This is a genomic window from Acinetobacter sp. SH024 (assembly GCF_000163635.1).
In the GTDB taxonomy this organism is placed as follows: Bacteria; Pseudomonadota; Gammaproteobacteria; order Pseudomonadales; family Moraxellaceae; genus Acinetobacter; species Acinetobacter pittii.
Genome location: NZ_GG753600.1, coordinates 1,218,950 through 1,244,105, shown reverse-complemented (window position 1 = coordinate 1,244,105; position 25,156 = coordinate 1,218,950). Strand labels below are relative to the sequence as shown.

The 25,156-nt window shown below is 38.2% G+C and carries 25 protein-coding genes and 1 pseudogene; 16 read left to right on the top strand and 10 right to left on the bottom strand.

Annotation, left to right across the window (positions count from 1 at the left end):
- From HMPREF0013_RS11675 to rimI, 4 genes and pseudogenes are all read left to right on the top strand, one after another.
- Positions 1-278: pseudogene (locus HMPREF0013_RS11675) on the top strand (elongation factor Tu); the annotation flags it as partial.
- Between the two features lie 204 nt (positions 279-482).
- Positions 483-1,364 carry a metal-dependent hydrolase gene (locus HMPREF0013_RS11670; RefSeq protein WP_002121792.1) on the top strand — a complete coding sequence of 294 codons (882 nt, stop codon included), beginning with the start codon at positions 483-485 and terminating at the stop codon, positions 1,362-1,364.
- Between the two features lie 235 nt (positions 1,365-1,599).
- Positions 1,600-2,475, top strand: a complete 876-nt coding sequence (locus HMPREF0013_RS11665) for a metal-dependent hydrolase (protein WP_002121736.1) — start codon at positions 1,600-1,602, stop codon at positions 2,473-2,475.
- 109 nt (positions 2,476-2,584) lie between these two features.
- Positions 2,585-3,046, top strand: coding sequence for a ribosomal protein S18-alanine N-acetyltransferase (rimI, locus tag HMPREF0013_RS11660; RefSeq protein WP_005803163.1), 462 nt, complete (start codon positions 2,585-2,587; stop codon positions 3,044-3,046).
- Here rimI and HMPREF0013_RS11655 read toward each other — a convergent pair.
- The 3 genes from HMPREF0013_RS11655 to trxB form a co-directional block, all read right to left on the bottom strand.
- On the bottom strand, positions 3,032-3,847 hold the full coding sequence (locus HMPREF0013_RS11655) for an arginyltransferase (RefSeq protein ID WP_004703325.1): 816 nt from the start codon (positions 3,845-3,847) through the stop codon (positions 3,032-3,034). The two genes, rimI and HMPREF0013_RS11655, sit on opposite strands and share 15 nt — an antisense overlap.
- 18 nt (positions 3,848-3,865) lie before the next feature.
- Positions 3,866-4,597 carry a leucyl/phenylalanyl-tRNA--protein transferase gene (gene aat, locus HMPREF0013_RS11650; RefSeq protein WP_005803161.1) on the bottom strand — a complete coding sequence of 244 codons (732 nt, stop codon included), beginning with the start codon at positions 4,595-4,597 and terminating at the stop codon, positions 3,866-3,868.
- Positions 4,598-4,720: 123 nt separating this feature from the next.
- Positions 4,721-5,668 (bottom strand): thioredoxin-disulfide reductase, encoded by a 948-nt coding sequence (trxB, locus tag HMPREF0013_RS11645; protein WP_005803159.1) that lies wholly within the window; start codon positions 5,666-5,668, stop codon positions 4,721-4,723.
- Between the two features lie 269 nt (positions 5,669-5,937).
- Here trxB and HMPREF0013_RS11640 point away from each other — a divergent pair, with 269 nt between their 5' ends.
- The gene (locus HMPREF0013_RS11640) at positions 5,938-8,991 is read left to right on the top strand and encodes a DNA translocase FtsK (protein WP_005803157.1); all 3,054 of its coding nucleotides are present in this window, start codon (positions 5,938-5,940) and stop codon (positions 8,989-8,991) included.
- 151 nt (positions 8,992-9,142) lie between these two features.
- Entirely contained in the window at positions 9,143-9,763 is a 621-nt protein-coding gene (gene rhtC / locus HMPREF0013_RS11635; protein WP_005803155.1) for a threonine export protein RhtC, read from the top strand.
- Between the two features lie 55 nt (positions 9,764-9,818).
- On the opposite strand, the gene HMPREF0013_RS0105310 is transcribed toward rhtC, so the two are convergent.
- The 7 genes from HMPREF0013_RS0105310 to HMPREF0013_RS11605 all read right to left on the bottom strand — a co-directional run bounded on the left by HMPREF0013_RS0105310 (position 9,819) and on the right by HMPREF0013_RS11605 (position 14,867).
- Complete coding sequence (locus HMPREF0013_RS0105310; RefSeq protein ID WP_023187678.1) at positions 9,819-10,358, bottom strand: hypothetical protein; 540 nt, start codon at positions 10,356-10,358, stop codon at positions 9,819-9,821.
- A 145-nt stretch (positions 10,359-10,503) separates the two neighbouring features.
- Positions 10,504-10,791, bottom strand: coding sequence for a PA4642 family protein (locus tag HMPREF0013_RS11630; protein WP_002121755.1), 288 nt, complete (start codon positions 10,789-10,791; stop codon positions 10,504-10,506).
- Between the two features lie 83 nt (positions 10,792-10,874).
- Positions 10,875-11,147 (bottom strand): cell division topological specificity factor MinE, encoded by a 273-nt coding sequence (gene minE / locus HMPREF0013_RS11625; protein WP_000896934.1) that lies wholly within the window; start codon positions 11,145-11,147, stop codon positions 10,875-10,877.
- A gap of 2 nt (positions 11,148-11,149) precedes the next feature.
- Positions 11,150-11,962 carry a septum site-determining protein MinD gene (minD, locus tag HMPREF0013_RS11620; RefSeq protein WP_002121719.1) on the bottom strand — a complete coding sequence of 271 codons (813 nt, stop codon included), beginning with the start codon at positions 11,960-11,962 and terminating at the stop codon, positions 11,150-11,152.
- Positions 11,963-12,028: 66 nt separating this feature from the next.
- The gene (gene minC, locus HMPREF0013_RS11615; RefSeq protein ID WP_005075304.1) at positions 12,029-12,757 is read right to left on the bottom strand and encodes a septum site-determining protein MinC; all 729 of its coding nucleotides are present in this window, start codon (positions 12,755-12,757) and stop codon (positions 12,029-12,031) included.
- Positions 12,758-12,877: 120 nt separating this feature from the next.
- Positions 12,878-13,924 carry a hypothetical protein gene (locus HMPREF0013_RS11610; protein ID WP_005803142.1) on the bottom strand — a complete coding sequence of 349 codons (1,047 nt, stop codon included), beginning with the start codon at positions 13,922-13,924 and terminating at the stop codon, positions 12,878-12,880.
- 16 nt (positions 13,925-13,940) lie between these two features.
- Positions 13,941-14,867, bottom strand: coding sequence for an acyltransferase (locus tag HMPREF0013_RS11605; RefSeq protein ID WP_005803140.1), 927 nt, complete (start codon positions 14,865-14,867; stop codon positions 13,941-13,943).
- 246 nt (positions 14,868-15,113) lie between these two features.
- Here HMPREF0013_RS11605 and HMPREF0013_RS11600 point away from each other — a divergent pair, with 246 nt between their 5' ends.
- The 10 genes from HMPREF0013_RS11600 to HMPREF0013_RS11555 all read left to right on the top strand — a co-directional run bounded on the left by HMPREF0013_RS11600 (position 15,114) and on the right by HMPREF0013_RS11555 (position 25,118).
- Positions 15,114-15,767 (top strand): OmpA family protein, encoded by a 654-nt coding sequence (locus HMPREF0013_RS11600; RefSeq protein ID WP_005803139.1) that lies wholly within the window; start codon positions 15,114-15,116, stop codon positions 15,765-15,767.
- Between the two features lie 193 nt (positions 15,768-15,960).
- Positions 15,961-18,000 carry a UvrD-helicase domain-containing protein gene (locus HMPREF0013_RS11595; RefSeq protein WP_005070868.1) on the top strand — a complete coding sequence of 680 codons (2,040 nt, stop codon included), beginning with the start codon at positions 15,961-15,963 and terminating at the stop codon, positions 17,998-18,000.
- 24 nt (positions 18,001-18,024) lie between these two features.
- Complete coding sequence (dut, locus tag HMPREF0013_RS11590) at positions 18,025-18,477, top strand: dUTP diphosphatase (RefSeq protein WP_002121799.1); 453 nt, start codon at positions 18,025-18,027, stop codon at positions 18,475-18,477.
- 198 nt (positions 18,478-18,675) lie between these two features.
- Positions 18,676-20,094, top strand: coding sequence for a phosphomannomutase/phosphoglucomutase (locus HMPREF0013_RS11585; RefSeq protein WP_005803137.1), 1,419 nt, complete (start codon positions 18,676-18,678; stop codon positions 20,092-20,094).
- A gap of 15 nt (positions 20,095-20,109) precedes the next feature.
- Positions 20,110-21,015 carry an acetylglutamate kinase gene (gene argB, locus HMPREF0013_RS11580; RefSeq protein ID WP_002121716.1) on the top strand — a complete coding sequence of 302 codons (906 nt, stop codon included), beginning with the start codon at positions 20,110-20,112 and terminating at the stop codon, positions 21,013-21,015.
- A gap of 121 nt (positions 21,016-21,136) precedes the next feature.
- On the top strand, positions 21,137-21,919 hold the full coding sequence (locus HMPREF0013_RS11575) for a GNAT family N-acetyltransferase (protein ID WP_002121744.1): 783 nt from the start codon (positions 21,137-21,139) through the stop codon (positions 21,917-21,919).
- Between the two features lie 108 nt (positions 21,920-22,027).
- Positions 22,028-22,876, top strand: a complete 849-nt coding sequence (locus HMPREF0013_RS11570) for a class II glutamine amidotransferase (RefSeq protein WP_005803134.1) — start codon at positions 22,028-22,030, stop codon at positions 22,874-22,876.
- Between the two features lie 251 nt (positions 22,877-23,127).
- Positions 23,128-23,583 (top strand): bacteriohemerythrin, encoded by a 456-nt coding sequence (locus HMPREF0013_RS11565; protein ID WP_002121698.1) that lies wholly within the window; start codon positions 23,128-23,130, stop codon positions 23,581-23,583.
- Positions 23,584-23,736: 153 nt separating this feature from the next.
- Complete coding sequence (locus tag HMPREF0013_RS11560) at positions 23,737-24,804, top strand: membrane protein (protein WP_031944146.1); 1,068 nt, start codon at positions 23,737-23,739, stop codon at positions 24,802-24,804.
- Positions 24,804-25,118: an RnfH family protein gene (locus tag HMPREF0013_RS11555; protein ID WP_017481335.1), complete on the top strand. Its 315-nt coding sequence runs from the start codon at positions 24,804-24,806 to the stop codon at positions 25,116-25,118. The genes HMPREF0013_RS11560 and HMPREF0013_RS11555 overlap by 1 nt, the downstream gene beginning before the upstream one ends.
- Positions 25,119-25,156 lie beyond the last annotated feature (38 nt).

Genomic DNA, 25,156 nt, shown 5'->3' with positions numbered 1-25,156 from the left:
CTAAATTCGACGCAGAAGTATACGTACTTTCTAAAGAAGAAGGTGGTCGTCACACTCCATTCTTAAATGGTTATCGTCCACAGTTCTACTTCCGTACAACTGATGTAACTGGTGCAATCCAATTACAAGACGGCGTTGAAATGGTTATGCCAGGCGACAACGTTGAAATGTCAGTAGAATTAATCCACCCAATCGCAATGGACCCAGGTCTACGTTTTGCGATCCGTGAAGGTGGTCGTACTGTAGGTGCTGGTGTTGTTGCGAAAGTAACTGCATAATCACTTTCAGTGAAAAAAAGCGCTCTTTTTAGAGCGCTTTTTTTATATTTAATTGTCTAACAATCACTATAAAGGCTGGCCCTAACTGATATTTCAATGTCCTTATTTCGCCTTAATCCTTTTTATTAACTTTGTATGATAAGAATCAAGAAAACGAACAATAAAGTTTGAGTAACCAGGGTTACTTACTAAGGAGTTTTGGGTATGAATGCTAAAGTGAATATTACGAATCGTGCAGGCGCAAGCTTTCCAGTACGTCGTATGAATTTTGACTTTAATGATGTACCAGAATATTGGATGAATGGTTCTGCTGGACTCACACATTTTATGACTGCATTGTCAGCATTGTTTCCGGCTGGTGAGAAATTCTTTATAGATAGTGTACGAGCAGTACGTTATCACCCAGCTATTAAAGATGATGAAGCGCTCCAAAAAGAGATTAGTGCTTTCATAGGGCAAGAAGCAATGCATACTCAAGAGCATGTAAACTTCAACGCTTCTGCTCAAAAGTTTGGTCATGATGTAGAAACGTTAGAGAAATTTACCGATACGGCAATTCAAACAGCAATTAAAACTTTTGTAAAAATTGTCAAACCTTTCGGTATGACAAAAGAAATGGTTGATTTGACTGCTACAACGGCTCTTGAGCATTTTACCGCTACTATTGCTTCGCAATTATTGGTCAATAAGCACATTCAAGAGCTTATGACAGATGAGACAATGTCAACAATGTGGTATTGGCATGCGATTGAAGAAAATGAGCATAAAGCCGTAGCTTATGATGTGTACGAAGGTGTGTTTGGTAAAGGCATAAAAGCTTATGCGTTACGAACCAGTTCTTTGGTATTTGCTATGACTTTAATCTTTTTAATCCAGTCATCCTTTGTGCTTCGTTTATTAAAGCAAGACAACAAGTTGAATTTAGATGAACTATCAGTAATTTATAAATACGGATATAGCCCATCTAAAGGTATTATTAGTGGTATGGCTAAAGAAATGTTAGCTTACTTTAAACCTGGCTTTCATCCAAATGACCTAGATACTGTTGGGCTATTGAAAACATGGAAAGCAAAATTAGGTTTATAGATTTAATTCATGATTTATAAAGAGCCCGATAGTGGCCCTTTTTATTTTTCTATAACTATTTTAAAGAGATCATGGAGCAGATATTGCACCTTTATGTGTCTATGAATGACCTCATCTGATATTTCTCTGTCCTCATCTGCACTTAATTGGTACATCGAAAGACGTATGATTATAAATATTAAGAAAATAAATAAAGTTATATGTGAATTAGCTATTCACTTAAAAGGAGTCTGAGATGAATGCTAAGGTAAATATTTCCAATCGTGCTGGCGCTAGTTTCCCTGTGCGTCGTATGGATTTTGAATTTGCTCAGGTCCCACGTTATTGGGCAAATTATGATGCAGCATTAACACATTTTATGACAGCATTATCGGCCCTTTTTCCAGAAGGTGAGCAGTTCTTTGTAAATAGTACGCGTGCTGTTCGAAATGATCCAAAGCTTGCTGATCCAGATCTTCAAAAAGAAATTAGTGCTTTTATTGGTCAAGAAGCGATGCACTCCAAAGAGCATTTAGCATTTAATGCTTCAGCACAGGCTTATGGTTATGATGTGCGCCATATGGAAAAGCAAACAGGAAAAGTCATTAAGATGGGTACAGCTGTTGTAACCAAATTAATGAAACCTTTTGGCTATACCAAAGAAATGATTGATTTGACTGGAACCTGTGCTCTAGAGCATTTCACATCGACCATTGCAGCTGAACTTTTACAAAACCCTGAAATTCAGGCCATGTTCCAAGATGACACCATGTATCATTTGTGGATGTGGCACGCAGTTGAAGAAAATGAACATAAAGCTGTGGCATTTGATGTGTATACAAGTATGTACGGACAAGGTCCGAAAGCTTATTTTATGCGTTCAACAGCCTTGATTATTGCAATGGCATTAATCTTTGCAACGCAGTCTTATTTTACTGCTAAGTTACTTAAGACTGATGATAAATTAACTTGGAAAGATACGAAATACATGCTTAAGTTCATGTATGGTCGTAAAGGTTTTATGACTCGTCAAATTCCAGAGTTACTTGATTTTTTAAGACCAAAATTTCATCCAAATGATTCTGATACCACAGCATTGTTGGCAACTTGGCGTGAAAAATTAGGTCTTTAACAAATACTGAAAAAAGGGACAATTCAATTGTCCTTTTTTTTTTGCTCGTTTTTTCTTGGGAAGTTTTTATAATACGCACTACTTTAGAATCTTCATTGCGTTGAAACTCATGATTCGTATTATGCAAAACACTGATGTGGATATTGTTGTTCAAATTGAAAAATCAGTTCAGACCCATCCGTGGTCAAGACAGCAATTTATTGAATCTTTGAATTCTTATCAATGTACAGTGATTGAGTCACAAAACAGAGTGGTTGGGTTTTGTATTTTACAGCCTGTTTTAGATGAAGCTAATTTGTTACTCATGGCAGTTGATCCTAAAATGCAAGGGCAGGGTTTAGGATATGAGTTATTAAGTGCATCAATTGAAAAATTGGAAAATCAGCCAGTACAAATCTTTTTAGAAGTTCGTGAAAGTAATAAAGCCGCTATTGGTTTATATGAAAAAACAGGCTTTCACCAAATTGATCTGCGTCGCAATTATTATCCTACCCAAGATGGTGGGCGGGAAGATGCGGTCATTATGGTAAAAACCTGTACAGATGATTTCGCATCTTTATTTAATGATTAAATTATTCCATTCAGAAGGTAACGTTGTCATAAGAGAAGTACCTAGCTGTTGAATTTCCTCTGGTGACAATGATCGGTTTAAACGACGCCATTGTCCATCAAGTAGAAGTTCTAAAGGTGTATATTGCGATTTATAGTTCATTTTAGCTGAATGAGGCACCCAATAGCCTAAATAAAGGTACTCTAAACCGAGCGATTTCACATATTCAATTTGGTTAAGAATAGAGTAAACACCAAGTGATCTGCGATGCTCATCGGGATCAAAAAATGTATAGACAGCTGATAGTCCATCATCCATTAAATCACAAGTAGAAACGCTAATGAGCCGATTGTCTTTCCAAAGCTCAAGAAAAAAACTATCTGTGCAGCTATGTACTAAAAACTTTTCAAACTGGTCTAAGCTCGGCGGAAACATATCACCATCTGCATGGCGTTCATTAATATAGCGTTCGTATAAATCATAATGAATTTGTGCTGCTTGCCGCGTAGGTAGAACAGTCATGGTGAGATCTTGATTTCGTTTCCATGCTTTTTTTTGCATGCTGTTCATTTGAAAATCGGCAACTGGAACACGACAAGACAGACATTGTCTACATAAATGACATTCAGGGCGATAAACAAAGTCACCACTACGGCGAAAGCCTAAACGAGAAAGTTCTGAAAGAGTGACCACATCAATTCGATGGATGGGATCTAAAAACACCATGCGTGCTGATTTATTTTCTAGATAGCTGCAATCATGAGGTGGAGTAATATAATACTGCAGATCATTTAAAAGGGACTTCGGGTGATATGATTTCATGATTGGTCCCTCCTGTTATCATTCCATTAATTTTGCATCTAATGCTATTGTTTTACTTGAAAATACACGTTCTTGATACTTTTTCCAATTGATAGAGGGGTGAATAATTACATCTTGTAACGATTTTAAGTAGTCTTGACGAGAAAGTGTACTGGCTCCCAGACTAATTAAGTGACTGTTTACGAGTTGGCAGTCTATCCATGGTAGCTGATTTTCTTGTCCTATGAGCATTAATGTATAAAAAGCCATTTTTGAAACATCCGTTTCGTTGCTAAACATTGACTCACCAAAACATCCTTTACCAATCGTAACACCATATAAACCTCCTACAAGCTCCTCTTGTTGCCATACTTCAATACTGTAACCATAACCAGCATTAAACATCTCACAGTAGCCTTGAATAATATCTTCACTAATCCATGTTTCGTCTGCATAACTTCTTGGCAAAGAGCAAGAGCGAATAACTTGTTCAAAGGCATGATTAACCGTAATTGCATAACCATGTTTTTTCATATTTCTTAGTAATGACTTGCTGGGCTTGTAGTTTTGGGGGTAAATCACACAACGAGGTTCTGGGCTCCACCAACAAATAGGCTCATCTTCATTAAACCAAGGAAAGAGACCATGGGTGTATGCTTCATATAGGGTAGAAGGGGAGAGGTCCGCTCCAATACAAATTAAACCATGACCCTCTGGATCGGCTTCAATCGGGTCAGGAAAAATGAATTGGGAAAGTGGAAGTGTATTCATAAAAATAAAATAAGATGAGCTTTAAGGTTATGCTATAAAAATTAATATATGTCAGCTAGTCATTATTCTAAAAAAAACAGCCGTTATAAGAACGGCTGTTTTAAAACTCTAGAAATCTATTAATTAAAGATTATCTAGATATTTTTCAGCATCTAGAGCCGCCATACAGCCAGACCCAGCAGAAGTAATCGCTTGGCGATAAATGCTGTCAGCGACATCACCAGCAGCAAAAACACCAGCTACAGAAGTCGCTGTTGCATTACCAGAGGTACCGCTTTGCACTTGGATGTAGCCATCACGTAGGTTTAACTGGCCTTCAAACATTCCAGTGTTTGGCTTGTGACCAATTGCTACGAACAGACCATGAACCTCTACGTCTTGCTTAGAATCATCTTGAGTTGATTTAAGGCGAACACTGGTTACGCCAGTATTGTCACCCAATACTTCTTCAACTTCGTGGTTCCAGATAATGCTGATTTTGCCTTCTTTTTCTTTGGCAAATAAATGATCTTGCAAAATCTTTTCAGAACGTAAAGTATCACGGCGATGTACTAACGTTACATGTGAAGCAATATTTGATAAATAAAGTGCTTCTTCAACAGCGGTGTTACCACCACCAACAACCATTACTTTTTGGTTTTTGTAGAAGAAACCATCACATGTTGCACATGCGCTTACACCTTGACCCATAAAGTTTTGTTCAGACTCTAGACCAAGATATTGAGCTGTAGCGCCAGTTGCAATAATTAAAGCGTCACATGTGTACTCTTCCATATCACCTTTTAAAACAAAAGGACGTACACTTAAGTCCACTTCGTTAATATGGTCATAGACGAGTTCTGTACCAAAGCGTTCAGCATGTGCTTGCATACGATCCATTAATGCAGGACCTGTTAAACCTTCAGGATCGCCCGGCCAGTTGTCAACTTCGGTTGTTGTTGTAAGTTGCCCACCTAGTTGTAAACCTGCAATTAAAGTAGGTTTAAGGTTTGCACGCGCTGCATATACTGCTGCACTATAGCCCGCAGGGCCAGAACCGAGAATAATTAACCGAGAATGACGAGCACTCATTGAGGGTATCCTTATTTATTTCGAGAATTTTGAAAATTATACGTGAATTTGCCGATCAATAGCGTTAAATCAATGTGGATAATATTGATCAGGTCAATCGAATTAAGTTATATAACAATATAGAAGTGCCTTATGTTAACAACAACTGTAAAGAATCATGCACCTTTTTTGTAAGAACAGGTGCATAATATAAAGTTCATTCGTTGAAGATCTAAAATGTAGTTCTTCACATCTCTAAACCAATAATTAAATGGGTTACAGGACAGTATATGACTGCGGTGTCAAGTGTTTATGCACAGCGCTTATTGATGACATTATTCTTGGTTTCTTTTGGTATTTATATGTTTCTGGCAACAGTAACATATACACCATTTGACCCGGGCTGGATGCATATTTCCAGTGATACTCAGCAAGTATCCAATGCAAGTGGTATTGCTGGCGCATGGATTGCAGATTTGCTGTTTGGTTTTTTAGGATGGGCAAGTTTGCTTATTCCAATTTTCCTTTTCATTGAAGCAATTCAGGTTTGGTGGCCACGTAGTTTCCTAAACCGCCCATTTCGTTATGCTGCACAATTCTTCTTAATTCTAGTTGTATCTAGCTTACTTTATTTACATTGGAATGTGCCGGCAGATACTTTAGATAATGCAGCTGGGGGAATTATTGGTTATGAGTTAGGTCAAAGCCTATCTCAATTGTTAACAATTTACGGTGCGACCTTATTTTTGCTGGTTTTCGGGGTAGTCTTGTTTACACTTGCATTTGGGGTGCAATGGAGTAAAACATGGGTTACGCTCAAAGCGACACCAAGTTATTTACAAGATTTATTTTATAAGAACGTATCTCCGAATGAATCGGATTATGACTTAACAACTCAACCTGCCAACAAAGCAGCCGCGGTTAAAGTTGCTGATAATGCAGAGACGAATGCGAATGCTTCAGATGAGAAAGAAGCATCAGTTCAATCTGAATCAACTCAACCGCAATCTACCACAACGCGACATGATGCGGTTGCTGAGCGCTTATTTGCAGATGTGCTAGCGAAAGAGCAGAGCCGACCTGAACCTGTTGCAGATACACCAGTTGCAAATACTCAGAACTTTGAGCATACGCTTGAACAGGCCCATAAACTTGAACGAGATAGCCAACGTTTAGTTGCGACTGGCGAAGTATGGCGTGCTTTACAGCGTGATGATGCGAGTCATAAGCAAGAAATTGATGCGCTTTTAAGAGCTGCTGATGATTCGACAGAGATAGAACAAGTTCCTACTCATGAGCAATTTCAGCAAACAATTTCTCAAGTAAATCAAAATCAACCATCATCTAAACAAGACTTACATGGTCTTGATTGGAATGATGATGAGATTTTTGATGAGTTGCTTGCCGCGGTTCCAAACAGTAAAACTGCAACAGATGTGCATACACCATTTGTTCAAGATCACCATATAGAGACGGAACCAACTTCGCAATCTGTTAATATTGCGAACGAAACATCTTCAAATATTTCAAATTTAAATCAATCACCTAAAAATTTAGCAAACGAACAAGTCTTTGAAGATTTTGATGATTTATTAATAGATGAAGACATTGCTCCAGCTGAACCTGTAAGAGCAAGTAGTTATGCGCAATCTTCAGCATTTGTAAAAGCTCCTATCCAAACGACTATACAGGCCGACAAACTTTCAAAAGAAGAGTTTATTGAGGCTTGGCAGGAGACTGCTGGGAAACCGCAGGAAAATTCTGATTTTGATGAAGACGATTTCGATTTTGATGCGCCGTTAACAGATGCATCAGGCCGCCCAATGTCTCGTGCAATGCAAGTTGCCAAAAAGCGTTTGGATTTGCCAACTTTACCAGGTCTTGATTTACTCGATAAGGTTGATCCAAATAAGAAAGTCAACTTTACTGAAGAGCAACTTTCACGTTTGTCTGAATTGCTTGAAATTAAATTGCAAGAATTTAACGTAAAAGCTCAAGTAGTAGAGGCTCAACCAGGACCAGTTGTAACTCGCTTTGAGTTAGATTTGGCACCCGGTGTTAAAGCTTCTAAGGTCACGAATATCTCGCGTGACTTGGCGCGTTCAATGTCGATGGCATCTGTACGTGTGGTCGAAGTCATTCCTGGTAAACCATATATTGGTATTGAAGTGCCAAACAGTGCCCGTGAAATGGTACGTTTGATTGAGTTATTGGAAACACCAACATATCGCGACCCAAGTGCATTAATTAGTATGGCGATGGGTAAAGATATTTCGGGTAACCCTGTACTCACTGATTTGGCGAAAGCACCGCATATGTTGGTTGCTGGTACGACAGGTTCTGGTAAGTCAGTTGCAGTAAACTCGATGATTTTATCGATGTTGCTTAAATATACGCCTGACCAACTACGTTTAATTCTAATCGATCCAAAACAGCTCGAACTTGCAAACTATAATGATATTCCACATTTATTAACTCCAGTCGTTACTGACATGAAAGATGCGGTAAGTGCGTTAAACTGGTGTGTGAATGAAATGGAACGTCGTTATAAACTTATGTCGTTCTTAAAAATTCGTAAATTAAGTGACTATAACCGTAAAGTTGAAGAAGCGATTGCGAATGGTGAAGACTTAATTGATCCGACTTGGAAGCCAAGTGATTCAGCGACACAAGAACGTGCACCTCGTTTAACGCCATTACCATCTATTGTCATTGTTGCGGATGAGTTCGCCGACATGATTATGCAAGTGGGTAAAAAAGCAGAAGAAATGATTACCCGTTTGGCGCAAAAATCTCGTGCTGCTGGTATTCACCTATTGCTTGCAACTCAACGTCCATCTGTTGATGTTATTACCGGTTTGATTAAAGCCAATATTCCAACGCGTGTAGCACTACGTGTAAATAGTAAAATTGACTCGCGTACTATTTTGGATGCTGGTGGAGCAGAAGACTTGTTAGGTCATGGTGATATGCTGTTCTTAGGACCAGGTAAAATTGAGCCGGAACGTGTGCATGGTGCTTTCATTAGTGATGATGAAGTAAACCGTATCTGTGATGCTTGGCGTGAGCGTGGCGAACCAGATTATATTGATGAAATCTTGACACCATTTGATGAAGAGCCAGCGTCACGTGGCTTTGAAGAGGGTGAAGGCGGTTCTGACCGAGATGCACTTTATGATCAATGTGTGTCATTCGTATTAGAAACTCGAAAAGCATCTACATCTTCGCTACAGCGCAAATTTAGTCTTGGTTATAACCGTGCTGCTCGTATTATTGATCAAATGGAAGAGAACGGCATTGTGAGCTCAATGGGTCCTAATGGTAAGCGGGATATTCTAGTTTAAGACAATACAATTTAAGCCTCTTCGGAGGCTTTTTTATAACTTAAATAAAGTGAACCTATTTATAAATGACTTAAAGATTTTATCGTCTAGTAAAAAAATGCTAATGTATTTTCCCTAAATAAATAACAATGAATTAAATTAGGAGAAAGACATGCTATTAGCTCTGATTACTTTAGCCTTTATTCACTTTTGCGCACTTATTACTCCCGGGCCTGATTTTTTCCTTGTATCTCAAACTGCCATTAGCCGGTCTCGTAAAGACGCTATGCTGGTCGTTGCTGGTATAACGGCGGGTGTTATGTTTTGGGCGTGCTTGGCACTGATGGGATTAAATCTTATATTTGAGAAAATGGCTTGGTTAAAGCAAGGATTGCTCATTGCTGGTGGCTTATATCTATGTTGGTTGGGCTATCAGATGCTACGTTCGGCTTTTTCAAAAAATGAGCAAGAGGGCAATGTTGCTGTTGAGCTCCCAAAAGCACCTTACTTATTTTTTATTAAAGGTTTGATAACCAATTTATCAAATCCAAAAGCTGTTATTTATTTTGGTAGTGTTTTCTCTTTATTTTTAGCTAATCCTCAACTTGATCAAGTTCACTGGCTACTCTTTATTATTGTAACAGTCGAGACAATTTTATGGTTCTGCTTTGTGACTTTTATTTTCTCGTTACCAAGTTTTAGAGCAGCTTATCGTAATTTTTCAAAATGGATTGATGGTATTTCGGGTGGTATTTTTACCGTATTTGGTATTTTCCTGATTGGTAATCGATAAGTCTAGATAAGAAAAAAGCCTCTTTTAGAGGCTTTTTTAATTGCTAAATTTTAGATCATTGATATAGGAATAATATAATAAAACTGAAAAGAATCAGCAGCCACATGATAGATCCTATAATAATTAAAATGATTTGAGGTGTATTGAATTTTTCTTGCTCAATTGTCGTATTTAGTTGTTTTTGTGCATAGTTCAACGCTTTAAAGGCTGGGATTAAAAATATAATGCTGCAGAGCGAGATAAGCCAGTAAGGATCAGGTAAGCCAACCAGTAAAGATGTAATGAGATATCCTAGATACATCCAACCTGAAGAGAAATCATTAGTATACCCTTGTTCTTTTGCGTATTTTTTTATGTGATTAAATAGTGAATATAAAAAGAATATAGAAAAAATTGCACGAGCAGCAGGCATAATATTTAACTTATCTTTGATTAGAAAAAATCGCCATGCTTTAAACATCCACCAAATTGGGTATAAGCCAAACGAAATTAAGGATAGAAAGATAAACTTATTAACACTAATAATTTTTAAATTTTCTATATGATTTGACTGGATGGATTGTGTTTGTTTTAAATTAATATGTTCTGGGTTCATAAATTTATATTTAGAATTAAATGGTATTGATGACTTTAAGATTATTTGTAATAAATGTAAATAATTTAGGTAATTGAATAAACCACATAATCTATCTCTTAAGTTTTTCTAGGATAGATTATGCAGTGTTATTCAAATAGAAAAGCTAGGCAAACTTTGCTAGAACTTCTAAAAATGGTGCTGATTGACGCGGAAACTTAGCAATTACATCATGGATGCGTTGGCCTTCAGGGTCTTTGGCATTAATATCACGCCCATCCGCAATAAATTGCGTTAAAAGACGCTCATAGTCTGTTGGGCGCATATGTTTGAATGCATGGTAGAGCACATGAAAATCTGCATTCACACCACTTGGAGGAAGTTGGTTGAGGTAGGCAAAAACACGCTCATCGGACCATTCTTCATTGAAAGTTGCTGGCTGTGATAATGCCATGACAATCTCCTCATTTTAAAAAAGGCAAAATAACTTGCGTTATTTTGCCTTGATTCTGATTTATTGAATAGTCAGAAATAGAATTATCGTTCTTCAGGTAAATTGATATTCATTTCTAACATTTCGATATTAGCTTCAGAGCGAACTTGCATTTGGATATGCTGTTCACCTACACCGCTAACATAACGACTAACCACTTGCATGATTTCTTTTTTCATCTGATCAATTTTGTCTTGGCTTAAACGGCGGCCTAAACCTTGTTCAGAAGCAACAATAACTTTCAAACGATCTTTGGCAGTTTGAGCACTTGATGGTTTTTCTTCGCTGCTAAATAATTTACTCCAGAATCCTGCCATATCTACGCTCCAAATAGTCGTGCTAACCAGCCTTTAGGTTGAGCTGTGATGTGTCGATAAGGACGGTCTTCGCCAAGGAAGCGTGCAACCAAATCATCATACCCCTGACCAGCTTTAGTTTCTGAATACAGAATAACTGGCTTACCTTCGTTTGATGCTTGTAATACACTTGGACATTCTGGAATAACACCTAATGTCGGTACGCGTAAAATATCTTTAGAAATATCATCAATTGTCAGCATTTCCTGACGGTCAGCACGTTCCGGGTTAAAACGTGTAATACATAAATGTTTACGTATACGCCCTTCGTTGTGTTCAACTTTCTTGGTTTTGCTATCTAACATACCAATAATACGGTCAGAGTCACGTACTGAAGAGATTTCAGGGTTTGTTACAATGATTGCTTCATCTGCATGATACATGGCTAAAATCGCGCCACGCTCGATCCCAGCAGGTGAGTCACAAATGATGTAATCAAACTCTTGAGATAACTCATCAATAACTCGAGCAACACCTTCGTCGCTCAACGCATCTTTATCACGTGTTTGTGAAGCCGGTAAAATATAAAGGTTTTCGATATCTTTATCGCGAATAAGGGCTTGTTGCAGACGTGCTTCATTATTAATAACATTAACGAAATCATATACAACACGACGCTCACAACCCATAATCAAATCAAGGTTACGTAAGCCTACATCAAAATCAATCACAACAGTTTTATGACCACGAAGGGCTAAACCTGTTGCAAAAGATGCGCTCGTTGTAGTTTTACCTACACCACCTTTGCCTGATGTTACGACAACAATTTTGGCCACCGAATCCACTCCTATTATGGTCATACACCCTTAAAAGGGCTGTTTTTTGGTGATTTGCTTAATAAATTAAAGTTCTAGAGCTTCAAATTCAAGCTCTTGCTTTTCATTTAAATAAATATGTACTGGTTTTTTTACCACATGTTTAGGGATATCATCTGCGACACAATACGTTCCGGCAATGGAAACGAGCTCAGCCTCTAAAGATTGGCAAAAAATGCGTGCAGCTGCGTGCCCGCCCGCACCAGCAATGACTCTACCACGAACTGTGCCATAAATATGTATATTTCCTGAAGCGATCACCTCGGAACCACTATTCATGCCAGCCTTTAAAATAATATCGCCGTTATCTTGTACAAGGGATTGGCCTGTACGCAAAATTTCATCATGATAAGAGGTAATATGAGCGACCGCTATCTTGTTTAGTGGTTTTTTTGTTTCTGCTGAAGACGAGGCAGGAGCTGTAGCAGGTTTTTCCACAATAGCCACTTGTTCAGCTGTCGCTTTAATGCGCTGTAAGGGTTGATCTGCCGGTAAAACAGGGAATTGAATAGCGCGAGCCTCATCTCCTAAAATACCGTCGATTACCGCCATTGGTTGTAAACCCAAGCTCACCAGAAGTTGAATCAATGCAATTAACTCTTGCTCAACTGTACTGTCAATAATCACTAAAGTTCCTTGATAGGAACCTTCATTTAAAATATTTGATAATTGCTGGCGGATCACATCATGATCATTGGTATCGAAGGTTATCCTGCTAAAGTTAACCATTCTGCCGGTAATCCGTATATCAGCCATAAGTCTTCCTTCAAGGCGTTAAACGAGCTGTAATATCGTTAAGTTTATTGTAAATAGGGCAAATGCTAGAACAATTCGTGCCAATTCTCTAGCGTGATTCATAAAAAATTAAATAAATGCTTATTCTTTGATTCGATCATACTCCGCAAGGGTTTGTTGCCATTGTTTGACCTTGACTTGTTTACGTACAGACTCCAGTGTCTCGAACACGACAGATTCAACCAATTGCTCAAGCTGACGATTATTAATATTGATTTCACTTACTCTTTGAGAAATTAATTGATAAGTAGGATTTGGAGCATCTTGAGATCCCTCAATTAAAGGTTCAATTAAACCTGCACTAATATTTTCACCTAATCTTTGACCAATGCTTTGAATTTGCTGTTCAATGCGGCCACCGACTAAAGGAATTAAGCGTAATAATTGAGTTAGCTCAGGCGTATCAATAATGGCTTGATCTACAATTTTGCCCACACCTTTTGTAATGGCAGGCTTTTGTTCTTTTAAAGCGGTGGCTAAAGATTCTTGTAATAATGCGGTTAGAGCGACAGTAAATTGCTCACGATGATGATTAACCAAGTCATGAATAATCTGTTTATGGCTAGAACTGGTTTCAAGTTCATATCTAATGCCATCAATCACGGTAATTACAACGCGGTCAGATAATTCCTCCATTACGACGCGATAATAAAATAGCCCAGTTTTTCGCCAGCTTTCAGGAACAACTGGATAGCCCAACTCATGTAAGCGATAAGCAATAATCCCAGCGCGGAATAAGCGTAAAAAACGGAGCTGAGGAATAATAGCTAAAATTTCATACCAGTGAATAAACGGGAAAAAGAACCAACGCTTATGGTGCTTGTTGATGATCGCAATAGCCCAGCGTACAAGCAGCTCAATAATTAAAAAACCAATAAACCAAGCTTCTGATGTAATCACCCACGGATGTAGTGAAGTACGATAAAAGCTGAGTACTTGGGGCAAGTGAATATGTTCGAAGAACCATGCCCCAATACTGCTCATTAAAAAGAAATTAGTCGCAAGACAGAACAAGTTAAAAATGATAATAAACACCATAAAGATGTCGTAGACCAAAAACAGCTTAAATGAAAGGCTGTTTGGGTCTACATGATGGTATTTCGTTTTTTTCCCAGAACTGTTTTGCATAATAACGGGTGCTTTCTTAAATATTTGCAGTGGTATATTGAGATTTCATTTGCTCAATAAGTTGATCTTTTTCGGTCCAAATGTCATGAACCCATTGCTGGAAACGTTCACGATAAGCCGCGTCATCTTCATAGTTGCCGCCAAGTACCCAGTCTGGAATTTCAATTTTACGTAAGTTAACCGCAATTTTAGAAACATCCCCAAGCCAGAAATCGCTATATCCCGGTACGCCATCAGGATAGACGATGGTCATATCAACTAGGGCATCGATTTTGTCACCCAAGATGTTTAATGCAAGCGCCAAGCCACCTGCTTTGGGTTTTAGCAAATGCTTATAAGGGGATTTTTGCTGGTCATGTTTTTCTTGAGTAAAACGAGTACCTTCCAAATAATTTAATAGAGTGAAGGGCTGACTTAAAAGCTGCTCACAAGCTTTACGTGCTTCCATCATGTCACGGTCTTTAAGTTCAGGATTCTTAGCGATCTGTTCTTTAGTGTGACGCTTCATCATTGGGAAGCCTAAAATTTTAAATGCTTGCCCAACAAAAGGAATAAAGATGAGTTCCCATTTAGTAAAGAAACGGGTAAGGGGCATACGGGTTAAACCGAAATATTGATTTACAGTCGTGTCTACCCAACTTTGATGATTACAGGTCATGAGATAACGACCTTGCATATTCAGATCAAGTCCTTCATCAATGGTAATGTCCCATTTTAGATTGGGTAGAACATGGTCAATTAACCAATTATTTACCCCTAACCAGCTATTTGTAATTTGAATATTAGTTTCATCTATTTTTGATGATTTTTTTAAAAGCTTGGTCAGACCTAATGCAAGAACAGGAGGACCATGAAAAAAAGTACTTCCTGTAATGACTGTACCTACAGTGAGTCCACGTGTAATTTTTTTTAGCGCAGATTGTTTATTGGGTGCAGTTGACATATAAAAGACCCCGAATGTCTCAAATCCATAGAAAAGTTGTTCAACTATAACTGTCATAATATGAAATACAACGTTATCTTAGACAACAATGAAGAAATTGTGATGAGCTAGCATCTTAAAGTGCATCAAAATATTACAAAAACATAACTAAACTGTTTATTATTAACAAAATATCAATGTTTTATACTTCCTTTTTGTTTCATTATTCATTCAGACAACAAAACACACAAAGTGAGGAGGCATGCAATGCGTGCATTAGTTATTTCAACAGTGGTAGGGGCAGCAGTAGTTCTTTCTGGTTGTCAAACAACTGGTAATAATCTTGGTGGCGTTGAATACGATAAAGCCGCATTAGGTACTTTAATTGGTGCAGCAGCTGGTTATGGTATTTCTAAATCAAATGCAAACTCTAGCCGTCAAAACAACCGTGCTGCGGCAATTGGTGCAGTTCTTGGTGCTGGTGGTGGTGTATATCTTGACCAGAAAGAGAAAAAACTTCGTCAACAAATGGCGGGTACTGGTGTAGACGTTGGCCGTAACCCAGATGGTTCTGTTCAATTGATCATGCCTGGTAGCATTACTTTTGATACAAACAAATCAAACATCAAGCCAAACTTCTACGCAACTTTGAACAAAGTGGCTCAAACTTTGGCTGAAGATAACAAGAGTGCAATTCTTGTAACTGGTTATACTGATAACACTGGTAATGACTCTATCAACATTCCATTATCACAAGCACGCGCTCAATCAGTACGTAGTTATTTAGCTAGCCAAGGCGTATCTGCTAGCCGTATCGACGCGCAAGGTTATGGTTCATCTAACCCGATCGCAGATAACTCAACTGCATCTGGCCGTGAACAAAACCGCCGTGTAGAAATCAGCATTTATGCTAAACAATAAGATTTAGTTTATTGTTTCAAAAACCACCTTCGGGTGGTTTTTTTATGGGTGCAGTACAAGAAATAATCACGACATTCTGCGGCGCATAAATTGCATTATTAGACATCATTTATACATATCCGTAGATTTACTATTGGGATTCTAAAAAAGAGATGACTATAATCATGCTCGAAAAATCAAGAGGTAATACACGATGTCATCTGCCAGTCAATTGAACAACAAGCAAGAAGAAGCCATGAAATATACTCAGGGCCCTTTATTGGTGCTTGCTGGCGCTGGTTCAGGTAAAACATCGGTAATTACGCGTAAAATTGCCTATTTGGTGCAACATTGCCGTATTCCTGCGCATCGTATAACCGCGATGACCTTCACAAACAAAGCTGCACGTGAAATGAAAGAACGTGTGACCAAGCTTTTGTCGCGTGAAGAAGCAAAAGGTTTATCTGTTTCTACCTTCCATACTTTTGGTTTAAATCTTTTACGTTTAGAACTTAAAAATTTACCTTTAAAAGCTAATTTTTCGATTTTAGATGCAGACGACTGTAAACGTATTTTGATGGATTTGATGCATCGCGACAATTTATCGGGTGCAGAGAGTAAAGAATTAATTGCCAAGGCAATGAAGAAAATTTCAGATTGGAAAAACGATCTGATTTTGCCTGAACAAGCGCATTCGACTTGTGAAACACCAGAAGATGTCCAGTTTGCTCATCTTTATCAACTTTATGAACGTAATTTACGTGCCTACAATGCTGTCGATTTTGATGACTTGATTGTTATGCCAACACGCTTATTGCAAGAAAATGCAGAAGTACGTGACAAGTGGCAAAACCGTGTCCGTTATTTATTAGTCGATGAATATCAAGATACCAACACCGCGCAGTATATTTTGGTCAAACTTTTAGTTGGGGTAATGGGGCAGTTCACCGCGGTAGGTGATGATGACCAGTCAATCTACGCATGGCGTGGTGCTAAGCCCGAAAATATGGCTTTGCTTAAACAGGATTTCCCAAATCTACATATTATTAAACTTGAACAAAATTATCGTTCGACCAGCCGTATTTTAAAAGCAGCGAACTGTGTGATTCAAAATAACCCACATATTTTTGACAAGAAATTATGGAGTGATAAAGGGCATGGGGAAGTCATCCGAATCATTACATGTCGTAATGATGATGATGAAGCAGAGCGCGTGGTCAAAGACCTACTGACTCATAAACTGATGAACGGTAAGAACTGGAAAGATTATGCTGTGTTATATCGCGGAAACTTTCAGGCACGTGTGTTAGAAACCCAGCTTCGTCAAATGCAAATTCCGTATAAACTCTCTGGCGGTACATCGTTCTTCGCCCGTGCAGAAATTAAAGACGTGATGAGTTACTTACGTCTTATTATTAATCCAGAAGATGACAGTGCTTTCTTACGAATTATTAATACGCCTAAACGTGCGATTGGCCCTGTTACTCTAGAGAAACTAGGTTTGTTTTCACAAGAAAATAATTTGTCTTTACTCGGTGCTTCTGCTGACCAGCGTTTAAGCATGGTGCTTCCTAAAAAGGCAGAAACACAGCTTCATGAGTTTGCTGACTTTATCGCGACATTTACTCGTGAACTCTTAGAAGATGATGAGCCTGTGCCTAAAGTTCGTCAAATGATGAATGAAGCGGGTTATATGGATTACGTTCGAGAACAGTCAGCAACACCTGCACAAGAGAAAAGTAAACTCGATAATATCGAGAACTTATTTACCAGTATTCAAAATCTGATTAATCGTGCTGAAGATGTTGATGAAAAGAATATTGAAAGTGTCATCCGAAAACTAGTTTTGCTCGATCTGTTAGAACAGCAGCAGGAAGAAGAAGATACAGATAAAGTTAACCTTCTTACTTTGCATGCAGCAAAAGGTCTGGAATTCCCATATGTATACATTATGGGACTTGAAGAAGAACTATTGCCTCACAAAAACTCGATTGCAGCAGAAACCATTGAGGAAGAGCGCCGTCTCATGTACGTGGGAATTACACGTGCACGCCAAGGTTTAACTTTAACTCTAGCGGAACAGCGTAAAAATGGTGGACAGATGAAACAAATGACGCCTAGCCGTTTCCTTGATGAGCTTCCGCAAGATGAGCTTGAGTGGTTAGGGCGTAAAAAGAAAATTGCGGCTAATGTTGACCCTAAAGAACAGGCTCAACAATATCTGGCAAATTTAAAAGCTTTATTAAAGCGTTAATTTTTTTAATTTTTAGGAAATCCCATGAAAGTTCAAGTGAAATTGCTCGATCCGCGTTTAGGTAAAGAATGGCCTTTACCTTCATATGCAACAGCAGGTTCAGCGGGTTTAGATTTACGTGCCTGTTTAGATGAAGCAATTGATATTGAACCAGGACAAACTGTTTTAGTTAAAACAGGTATGGCAATTTATATTCATGATGTAAATTTTGCTGGTTTAATTTTACCGCGTTCAGGTTTAGGTCATAAACACGGTATCGTGCTTGGCAACTTAGTTGGTTTGATTGATTCGGATTATCAAGGTGAATTGATGGTTTCAGTTTGGAACCGTGGTCAAACCACATTCCGTTTAGAACCAGGTGAGCGTTTGGCACAATATGTTTTAGTGCCAGTCGTACAAGCTGAATTTGAGCAAGTAGAAGAGTTTGAAGAAACTTTACGTGGCGCTGGTGGCTTTGGCCATACAGGTAAACAATAAGTTTTTTTAAATATTAACGAAAATCAAACGCCTGTTGAACAGGCGTTTCTTTTTACATCTTGAATGTTACAAAGGATTATATTACAACACGCTTTACTCATATTCTTTTAACTTTTTTAGCAAACAAACCTTTCAAAAATTTTGAATAATCTATGTTTTTGCGATAGATCGAATTGATCTTTAAATAGAAGATACGCTATGAATGTAAGACACTCATTTCCAAAAAGTATTTTTCGTGCTTACGATATTAGAGGCAAACTTTCTTTCTTAACCACGGACGTTGTCCGTTCAATTGCCTACGGATTGGCACAACAATACAAACAAGCAAAACAAACTCAATTAGTAATTGGCTATGATGCCCGGCTCACAAGCCCAGCCTATGCACACTTAATTGAAGAAATTTTAATAGAACAAGGTTTAAAAGTGACCAATATTGGTTGCTGTTCATCACCAATGATGTACTACATTGCACGAGATTTTGGTGGCAATGGCATTATGGTGACAGCAAGCCATAACCCAAAATCTGATAATGGTATTAAGTGGATTTTAAAAGGCGAACCGCCGTCTCCGGAAATGATTCAGCAGGTGGGTGAAGAAGCCCAAACTTATGTACCAAGCCATTCAATTTCTGTACTTGAGTTAACCTTACCGCAATTTAAAGCTGAATTTTGCCAGCAATACCAACAAGCCATTTTTAAAGATATTCAGTTAAAACATCCTTTAAAAGTTGTTTTAGATGGTTTGCATGGTTCAGCTGGGCATTGTTCAAAACTAATCTTAGAAAAAATGGGTTGTGAAGTCATTGCTTTACGCACTAATCCAAATGGAGAGTTTCCAGATCACGCACCAGATCCATCACATGCAGCTCATTTAATTAGCTTGCGTAAAGCCGTGGTCGAGCAGCAGGCGGATATCGGCATCGCTCTTGATGGCGATGGAGACCGTGTTGTTTTAGTCGATGAAAAAGCACAGATATTGACAGCGGACCGCTTATTGTCGCTTTTTGCGCAAATGTGCCTTGAGCAGCATCCAGAGCAAGAAATTGTTTTTGATGTGAAATGTTCACGTATGGTTCAAGAGACCGTCGAGAAACTCGGCGGAAAAGCAAAAATGATCCGCACGGGAAGTAGTTTCCTAAGGGCTTATTTATCTCAATCGAATGGACGTGCCATTTTTGGTGGAGAATATGCAGGTCATTATGTGTTTAATGATGGCCGTGGTTTTGGCTACGACGATGGTTTATATGCTGCATTACGAGTAATGGAGTATTTTACCCAATCTGATGCCGCTACAATTTCTGAATTATTTGCTCCATATCCAGAAAGATGTTGTACAGAAGATACCTATATTGGTACTTATCAGTCTGATCCAAAGTATGTATTACAAGATATTGAGATTTTAAGTCATCGCTTAGGGGCACGTATTAGTAAAATTGATGGCGTACGTCTTGATTTTGATGATGGTTTTGGCATTATTCGAGCATCAAATACTGGTGAATACTTTACAGTACGATTTGATGCGGATAATCCTTTACGATTAAAGGAAATCCAGCAAAAATTTGTAGATATGTTGCAAGAACACTATCCGCAAATTGCACAAGAACTTTCAGAGGCCTAAGTAAGGAGAGGCGTAATGCCACAACATCAGCATATCGGTGTCGACAAAGCAAAAATCTTGATTGAAGCTTTGCCGTATATTCAACGCTTTACTGGTAAAACGCTGGTGGTGAAATACGGTGGCAACGCAATGACTGATCCGGAGCTTGAAAGTTCATTTGCCCGAGACATCGTTTTACTTAAAACTGTAGGATTAAATCCGATTGTTGTTCACGGTGGTGGGCCGCAAGTGGATTCATTCTTAAAGCAGTTAGGCCGTGAATCTGACCGTATTGACGGTATGCGTGTAACTGATGCTGCAACCATGGAAGTGGTTGAAATGGTGTTGGGCGGCAGTGTAAATAAATCAATCGTTAACCTGATTAATAAACACGGTGGACGTGCGATTGGTTTAACGGGTAAAGATGGTAATTTACTTCGTGCCCGCAAATTGCTTATGGAAAAGCAAGAAGAAGATGGTTCTATCAAACATATCGACTTGGGTATGGTTGGTGAAGTGACAGGCGTTAAAACAGATGTATTGGAAATGTTCACCCAAAGTGACTTTATTCCAGTTATTGCGCCATTAGGTGTAGATGAAGAAGGCAATACTTATAATATTAATGCTGATTTAGTTGCAGGCAAGGTTGCAGAAGCGTTAGGCGCTGAAAAATTAATTTTGCTCACTAATATTAGCGGTGTGCTTGATGAAAATAAAAATCTGTTAACTGGCCTTACGACACAAGAAGTTGATCGCCTCATTGAAACAGGTGTGATCTATGGCGGTATGATTCCTAAAGTAGGCTGTGCGCTTGATGCTGTTAAAGGCGGCGTTGTGAGTGCACATATTGTTGATGGTCGCGTGCCACATGCAACATTACTTGAAATCTTCACTGATCATGGTGTTGGAACGCTGATTTCTAACCGCACTAAAACAGCTTAAGAAATCCGTTATTCTCAATAAAAAGATCACCCTAGGTGGTCTTTTTTATACCATTTTGATTTGGTCATTTTTTTGTCATGAGCTTTGACTAGTGTAGGGGGTGTCACTAGGAGCGTTCATTATGCTGGAAAAATTTAATCAATATCGCCAAACCTGGACTTTACCTTTAAATCGTCATAAAGCAATAAATCAGACGCAATTTCGTTTTGAGTGGGTTGATAATTTAAAAGAATTACAAGATGTACAACGGTTTCGTGCACAACAATTTAGTCAACAATTCGGAATCAAGTTTGAAGATAACTTAGACCAAGATATTTACGATTTTGGTTGTGAACATGCGGTCTTGCGTGAAAAGTGGACTGGAGAAATTGTAGCGTATACGCGTCTAAAACTATTTCAAGGCCATGAAATAGCACAGAGTTATAGTGCACATGAGTTTGATATTGTTCCTCAATTATCCCATCTTCCAAATGTGTTAGAAATAGGCCGTACTTGTGTACATCCTCGCTTTCGTAATGGTAAAGCATTATCAATGTTATGGTTAAACCTTGCACCGAAAGTACTCTGGTCAATGCGCGCTAAATATTTAATGGGCTGTGTCAGTATTCATTTGCAAGATAATTTGGCTAGAGCGTACTACACACATCGTCAGATTCAGCAGTTACCAGAAAGCAAAACGATTGATATCCGTTCGAAAAAAATCTATGAACCTGAATATCCTGAGTTTAGCTTCCCACAAGATGAACGTATGCCAAAGCTATTCCAAATGTATCTGAGCATGCAATCAAAACTATCGAAACAGGCTTTTTTTGATGAAGAGTTTAACTGTTTGGATTATTTTGTATTTCTTGAGGTGAATAAAGTCGCGACCTCGTTTGTCATGAATAAAATGGTGCAGCGTTAATCATATTTCCTATTTTGTAATAGCCAGCACATATTGAGATTTGCAAGCACTTTTACTCTCATGCACAATAGAGCAGATGGGGTAATTAGAAGTAGTTTAAAAAGCGATATGTGCCAGCTATTAGGAATGAATTGTGCAACACCAACGGATATCACTTTTTCCTTCCGTGGTTTTTCACAGCGTGCAGGAATTACCTCAGACCATAGTGATGGATTTGGTATTGCATTTTTCGAAGATAAGGCGTGCCGTTTATTCGTTGATAACCAATCAGCAGTTGAGTCTCCAATTGCCGATCTTATTCGTAATTATCCTATTAAATCACGCAACGTGATCGCTCATATCCGCAAAGCTACTCAAGGCAAAATCACTTTAGAAAACTCTCATCCCTTTATTCGTGAGTTGTGGGGGAGACACTGGATTTTTGCTCATAATGGCGATTTACATGACTTTAATCCGCCGTTAAGTGGACGTTTCACACCAGTAGGTAATACCGATAGTGAGCGGGCATTTTGTTATTTGCTCGATCAACTCGTTGAAGTATTTGGTTATGAAGAGCCAAGTCTTGAACAAATCTTTGAAGTATTAGAAAAGATTTCTCCGCAAATTGCAGAATATGGCACATTTAATTATTGCCTATCTAATGGCAAAGCATTATTTAGTTATGCCATTACTAAATTACATTGGCTCGTTCGCGAATATCCATTTAATCATGCTCATTTAATTGACTTAGATGTCGCAGTTGATTTTAGCCAGGTAACAACACCTGACGATCGTGTGGCAGTAATAACCACTGAACCTTTAACACATAATGAAAATTGGACAGCGTACCAACCTGGTGAAATGATTTTATTTCAACATGGTCAACCAATTAAAAAGGCGATTACCTTTGTAGAAAGATTAAAGCGCGAACAGGAAAATCCTGAACTTAAACGTATTACGCGTGCAGATCAGTATTAATATAAAATACATTTAAAATATATGAATAAGGGTATTTATATATTTTTATCATTTAATAATTAAATAGTTTGTTTAAAAAATACTTTATTATTTTAGTTGGTTAATTTTAATTAAATATTTTAAAAACAATAACTTGGGTTGAATATAATTTTTATATGCTAAAGCCGACAAAATAGGTTTGTTTTTATTTATATTCTTTAAATATATCATGGAGTTTATGCAACGATCATTAATCATCATTGGGGAGATGTATGAAAATGAAATGGGCTTCAGAATATAATACGGGTATTGATGTTATTGATGAGCAACATAAACGAATACTTGATTATATTAATGAGATTGATGATGTAAAAGATGAAGAGGATAGACGTCGTATTAAAGATGTTCTAGACAATATTATCGATTATACGCAATCACATTTTACTTTCGAAGAAAGTTTGCAAGAGGAAGCTGATTATAAATATCGTGTACCTCATAAACGTGTACATGATTTATTTATTAAAAAAATAGAGTTATATCGTGAACGTTTTGAAATGGGGCACACGATTGAAGCAGAATTACAAGAAATTTTGGCTAAATGGTTAATTAACCATATTCAACATGATGATGCCGATTATGTAGGAGCAGTAAAAGAAAATATGATGGGAATTATTAGAGAAAAAGAAAAGAAAAAAGGGAAAAACTGGTTTGCTCGGTTTTTCTCATAACCTGAAATAAAAAGAACTCATAATTTCAGTTAGCGCGGCAAACTATCGATTCGGTAGTTTGCTTTTTTTATTGAGCAAACTTTGATTTTCAAGCATGACACGGGCAAAATATCTCTAGTCTTTTTCAAGGAATGCATAATGCAGGACATACCTATGTCACGATGGTTATCGCCCCTGATGGCGTTTTGCTTATCTTTCATCATTATGGCGACATTGGCACCCACAATGGGAATCCAGATTGATCGTCAACTCGATTTCTGGTTATTGTGGTTAGGCACAATGTTGTTATTGGCACTACCAGTTTGTTATTTGGAAATTGCTTTAGCAAAACGGTCGAAGACTACAGCCTTAAATGCTTTATCAAGTTTAACTCGTGAAGCAGATAGTTCCCCAAAATGGCGTTTGGTTGGCTGGCTTGCAGTTATTTTTATTCCATTTTTAGCAGGTAATGTATTAAGTACCGCTGGTAATTTACTGAATACACAACTTAATAATAGTGTTTCAGGACAACTTGTTTTTGCTGGCCTTGCTGTTGTGGCCCTCATTTTATCCTTTATTCCACGTCAAATTTTAATTTTACTGATGACGGTTGGTGTAATTGTTTCTCTTGTTTTAGCTAACACGATGGGAACGACTTTACAGCCTTGGCATTGGACCAATGTTGAGTTTAAAGAATGGGGGAATGCGACTGTACTTGCACTTGTTGCGAGTGGATTGGGCTTAGGGCTTTATTGGCAAAATAGTGTAGGTGCGGTTCAGTCGCAAGAAGGTGCAACGAAAACAGTTCTTCCAATTTGGTTAGCTCAGTTAATTGCTGTGATCGCCTTTGGTTTCTTTTCTTTACAAGCACAGCTTCCTGTTTTTACTTGGATCTTTACCGCAGTAATGACAACAGCGTTATTTGTGCAATTGGCTAGAGAGCAGCTTGCTCAGCGTCAGCTTATGCCTATTTTACAGTGGGTGATTATTGTTGTAGCGATTGCTGTTTGGGCTGTGCCTGAGCTTCATAACATCTTTACGCTGATTTTGATGCTTTGGGGATTACTCATTTGCTTGATCTATGCCATTTTTGCTGGCTGGATTATGAAAATTAGCCATTTGCGTAAATCTATGAATTTTAGCAATGAGTTGTTTTATAACTTATGGCGCATTGCGGTACGTATTGTATTGCCGCTTTCAATTGTCATTGCCATGATTGCGGTGATTGGACAAATTATCTGATGGAAAAAGCTCAGCAAGTGTGGGTTGCTTATGCAGCCCCAGAGCAACAGTTTTTAGTTGCTATTCCATTTGAAGCTGGTATGACTGCATTACAAGCAGTTGAGGCGAGTGGCTTGCAGACACAGGTCAGTTTGCCTGAGCCATTACAACTTGGCATCTTTGGCGCAAAAGTTGAAGCACATGCGATTTTGCAAGCTGGTGATCGAGTTGAGATTTATCGACCTTTAACGATTAACCCTAAAGATATACGTCGTAAACGCGCCGAGAAAAACCCTGTGGGGCGATATATTAAAAGTAATCGCTTTAAGCAATAAGCCCCATAAACAAAACCCCTCAAAGTATTTCACTTGAG

What these genes read in the sequence shown, in the direction of transcription:
- HMPREF0013_RS11670 (WP_002121792.1), top strand. Translation starts at nt 483, where the DNA reads ATGAATGCTAAAGTGAATATTACGAATCGTGCAGGCGCAAGCTTTCCA.
- HMPREF0013_RS11665 (WP_002121736.1), top strand. Translation starts at nt 1,600, where the DNA reads ATGAATGCTAAGGTAAATATTTCCAATCGTGCTGGCGCTAGTTTCCCT.
- rimI (WP_005803163.1), top strand. Translation starts at nt 2,585, where the DNA reads ATGATTCGTATTATGCAAAACACTGATGTGGATATTGTTGTTCAAATT.
- HMPREF0013_RS11655 (WP_004703325.1), bottom strand. Translation starts at nt 3,847, where the DNA reads ATGAAATCATATCACCCGAAGTCCCTTTTAAATGATCTGCAGTATTAT.
- aat (WP_005803161.1), bottom strand. Translation starts at nt 4,597, where the DNA reads ATGAATACACTTCCACTTTCCCAATTCATTTTTCCTGACCCGATTGAA.
- trxB (WP_005803159.1), bottom strand. Translation starts at nt 5,668, where the DNA reads ATGAGTGCTCGTCATTCTCGGTTAATTATTCTCGGTTCTGGCCCTGCG.
- HMPREF0013_RS11640 (WP_005803157.1), top strand. Translation starts at nt 5,938, where the DNA reads ATGACTGCGGTGTCAAGTGTTTATGCACAGCGCTTATTGATGACATTA.
- rhtC (WP_005803155.1), top strand. Translation starts at nt 9,143, where the DNA reads ATGCTATTAGCTCTGATTACTTTAGCCTTTATTCACTTTTGCGCACTT.
- HMPREF0013_RS0105310 (WP_023187678.1), bottom strand. Translation starts at nt 10,358, where the DNA reads ATGAACCCAGAACATATTAATTTAAAACAAACACAATCCATCCAGTCA.
- HMPREF0013_RS11630 (WP_002121755.1), bottom strand. Translation starts at nt 10,791, where the DNA reads ATGGCATTATCACAGCCAGCAACTTTCAATGAAGAATGGTCCGATGAG.
- minE (WP_000896934.1), bottom strand. Translation starts at nt 11,147, where the DNA reads ATGGCAGGATTCTGGAGTAAATTATTTAGCAGCGAAGAAAAACCATCA.
- minC (WP_005075304.1), bottom strand. Translation starts at nt 12,757, where the DNA reads ATGGCTGATATACGGATTACCGGCAGAATGGTTAACTTTAGCAGGATA.
- HMPREF0013_RS11610 (WP_005803142.1), bottom strand. Translation starts at nt 13,924, where the DNA reads ATGCAAAACAGTTCTGGGAAAAAAACGAAATACCATCATGTAGACCCA.
- HMPREF0013_RS11605 (WP_005803140.1), bottom strand. Translation starts at nt 14,867, where the DNA reads ATGTCAACTGCACCCAATAAACAATCTGCGCTAAAAAAAATTACACGT.
- HMPREF0013_RS11600 (WP_005803139.1), top strand. Translation starts at nt 15,114, where the DNA reads ATGCGTGCATTAGTTATTTCAACAGTGGTAGGGGCAGCAGTAGTTCTT.
- HMPREF0013_RS11595 (WP_005070868.1), top strand. Translation starts at nt 15,961, where the DNA reads ATGTCATCTGCCAGTCAATTGAACAACAAGCAAGAAGAAGCCATGAAA.
- dut (WP_002121799.1), top strand. Translation starts at nt 18,025, where the DNA reads ATGAAAGTTCAAGTGAAATTGCTCGATCCGCGTTTAGGTAAAGAATGG.
- HMPREF0013_RS11585 (WP_005803137.1), top strand. Translation starts at nt 18,676, where the DNA reads ATGAATGTAAGACACTCATTTCCAAAAAGTATTTTTCGTGCTTACGAT.
- argB (WP_002121716.1), top strand. Translation starts at nt 20,110, where the DNA reads ATGCCACAACATCAGCATATCGGTGTCGACAAAGCAAAAATCTTGATT.
- HMPREF0013_RS11575 (WP_002121744.1), top strand. Translation starts at nt 21,137, where the DNA reads ATGCTGGAAAAATTTAATCAATATCGCCAAACCTGGACTTTACCTTTA.
- HMPREF0013_RS11570 (WP_005803134.1), top strand. Translation starts at nt 22,028, where the DNA reads ATGTGCCAGCTATTAGGAATGAATTGTGCAACACCAACGGATATCACT.
- HMPREF0013_RS11565 (WP_002121698.1), top strand. Translation starts at nt 23,128, where the DNA reads ATGAAAATGAAATGGGCTTCAGAATATAATACGGGTATTGATGTTATT.
- HMPREF0013_RS11560 (WP_031944146.1), top strand. Translation starts at nt 23,737, where the DNA reads ATGTCACGATGGTTATCGCCCCTGATGGCGTTTTGCTTATCTTTCATC.
- HMPREF0013_RS11555 (WP_017481335.1), top strand. Translation starts at nt 24,804, where the DNA reads ATGGAAAAAGCTCAGCAAGTGTGGGTTGCTTATGCAGCCCCAGAGCAA.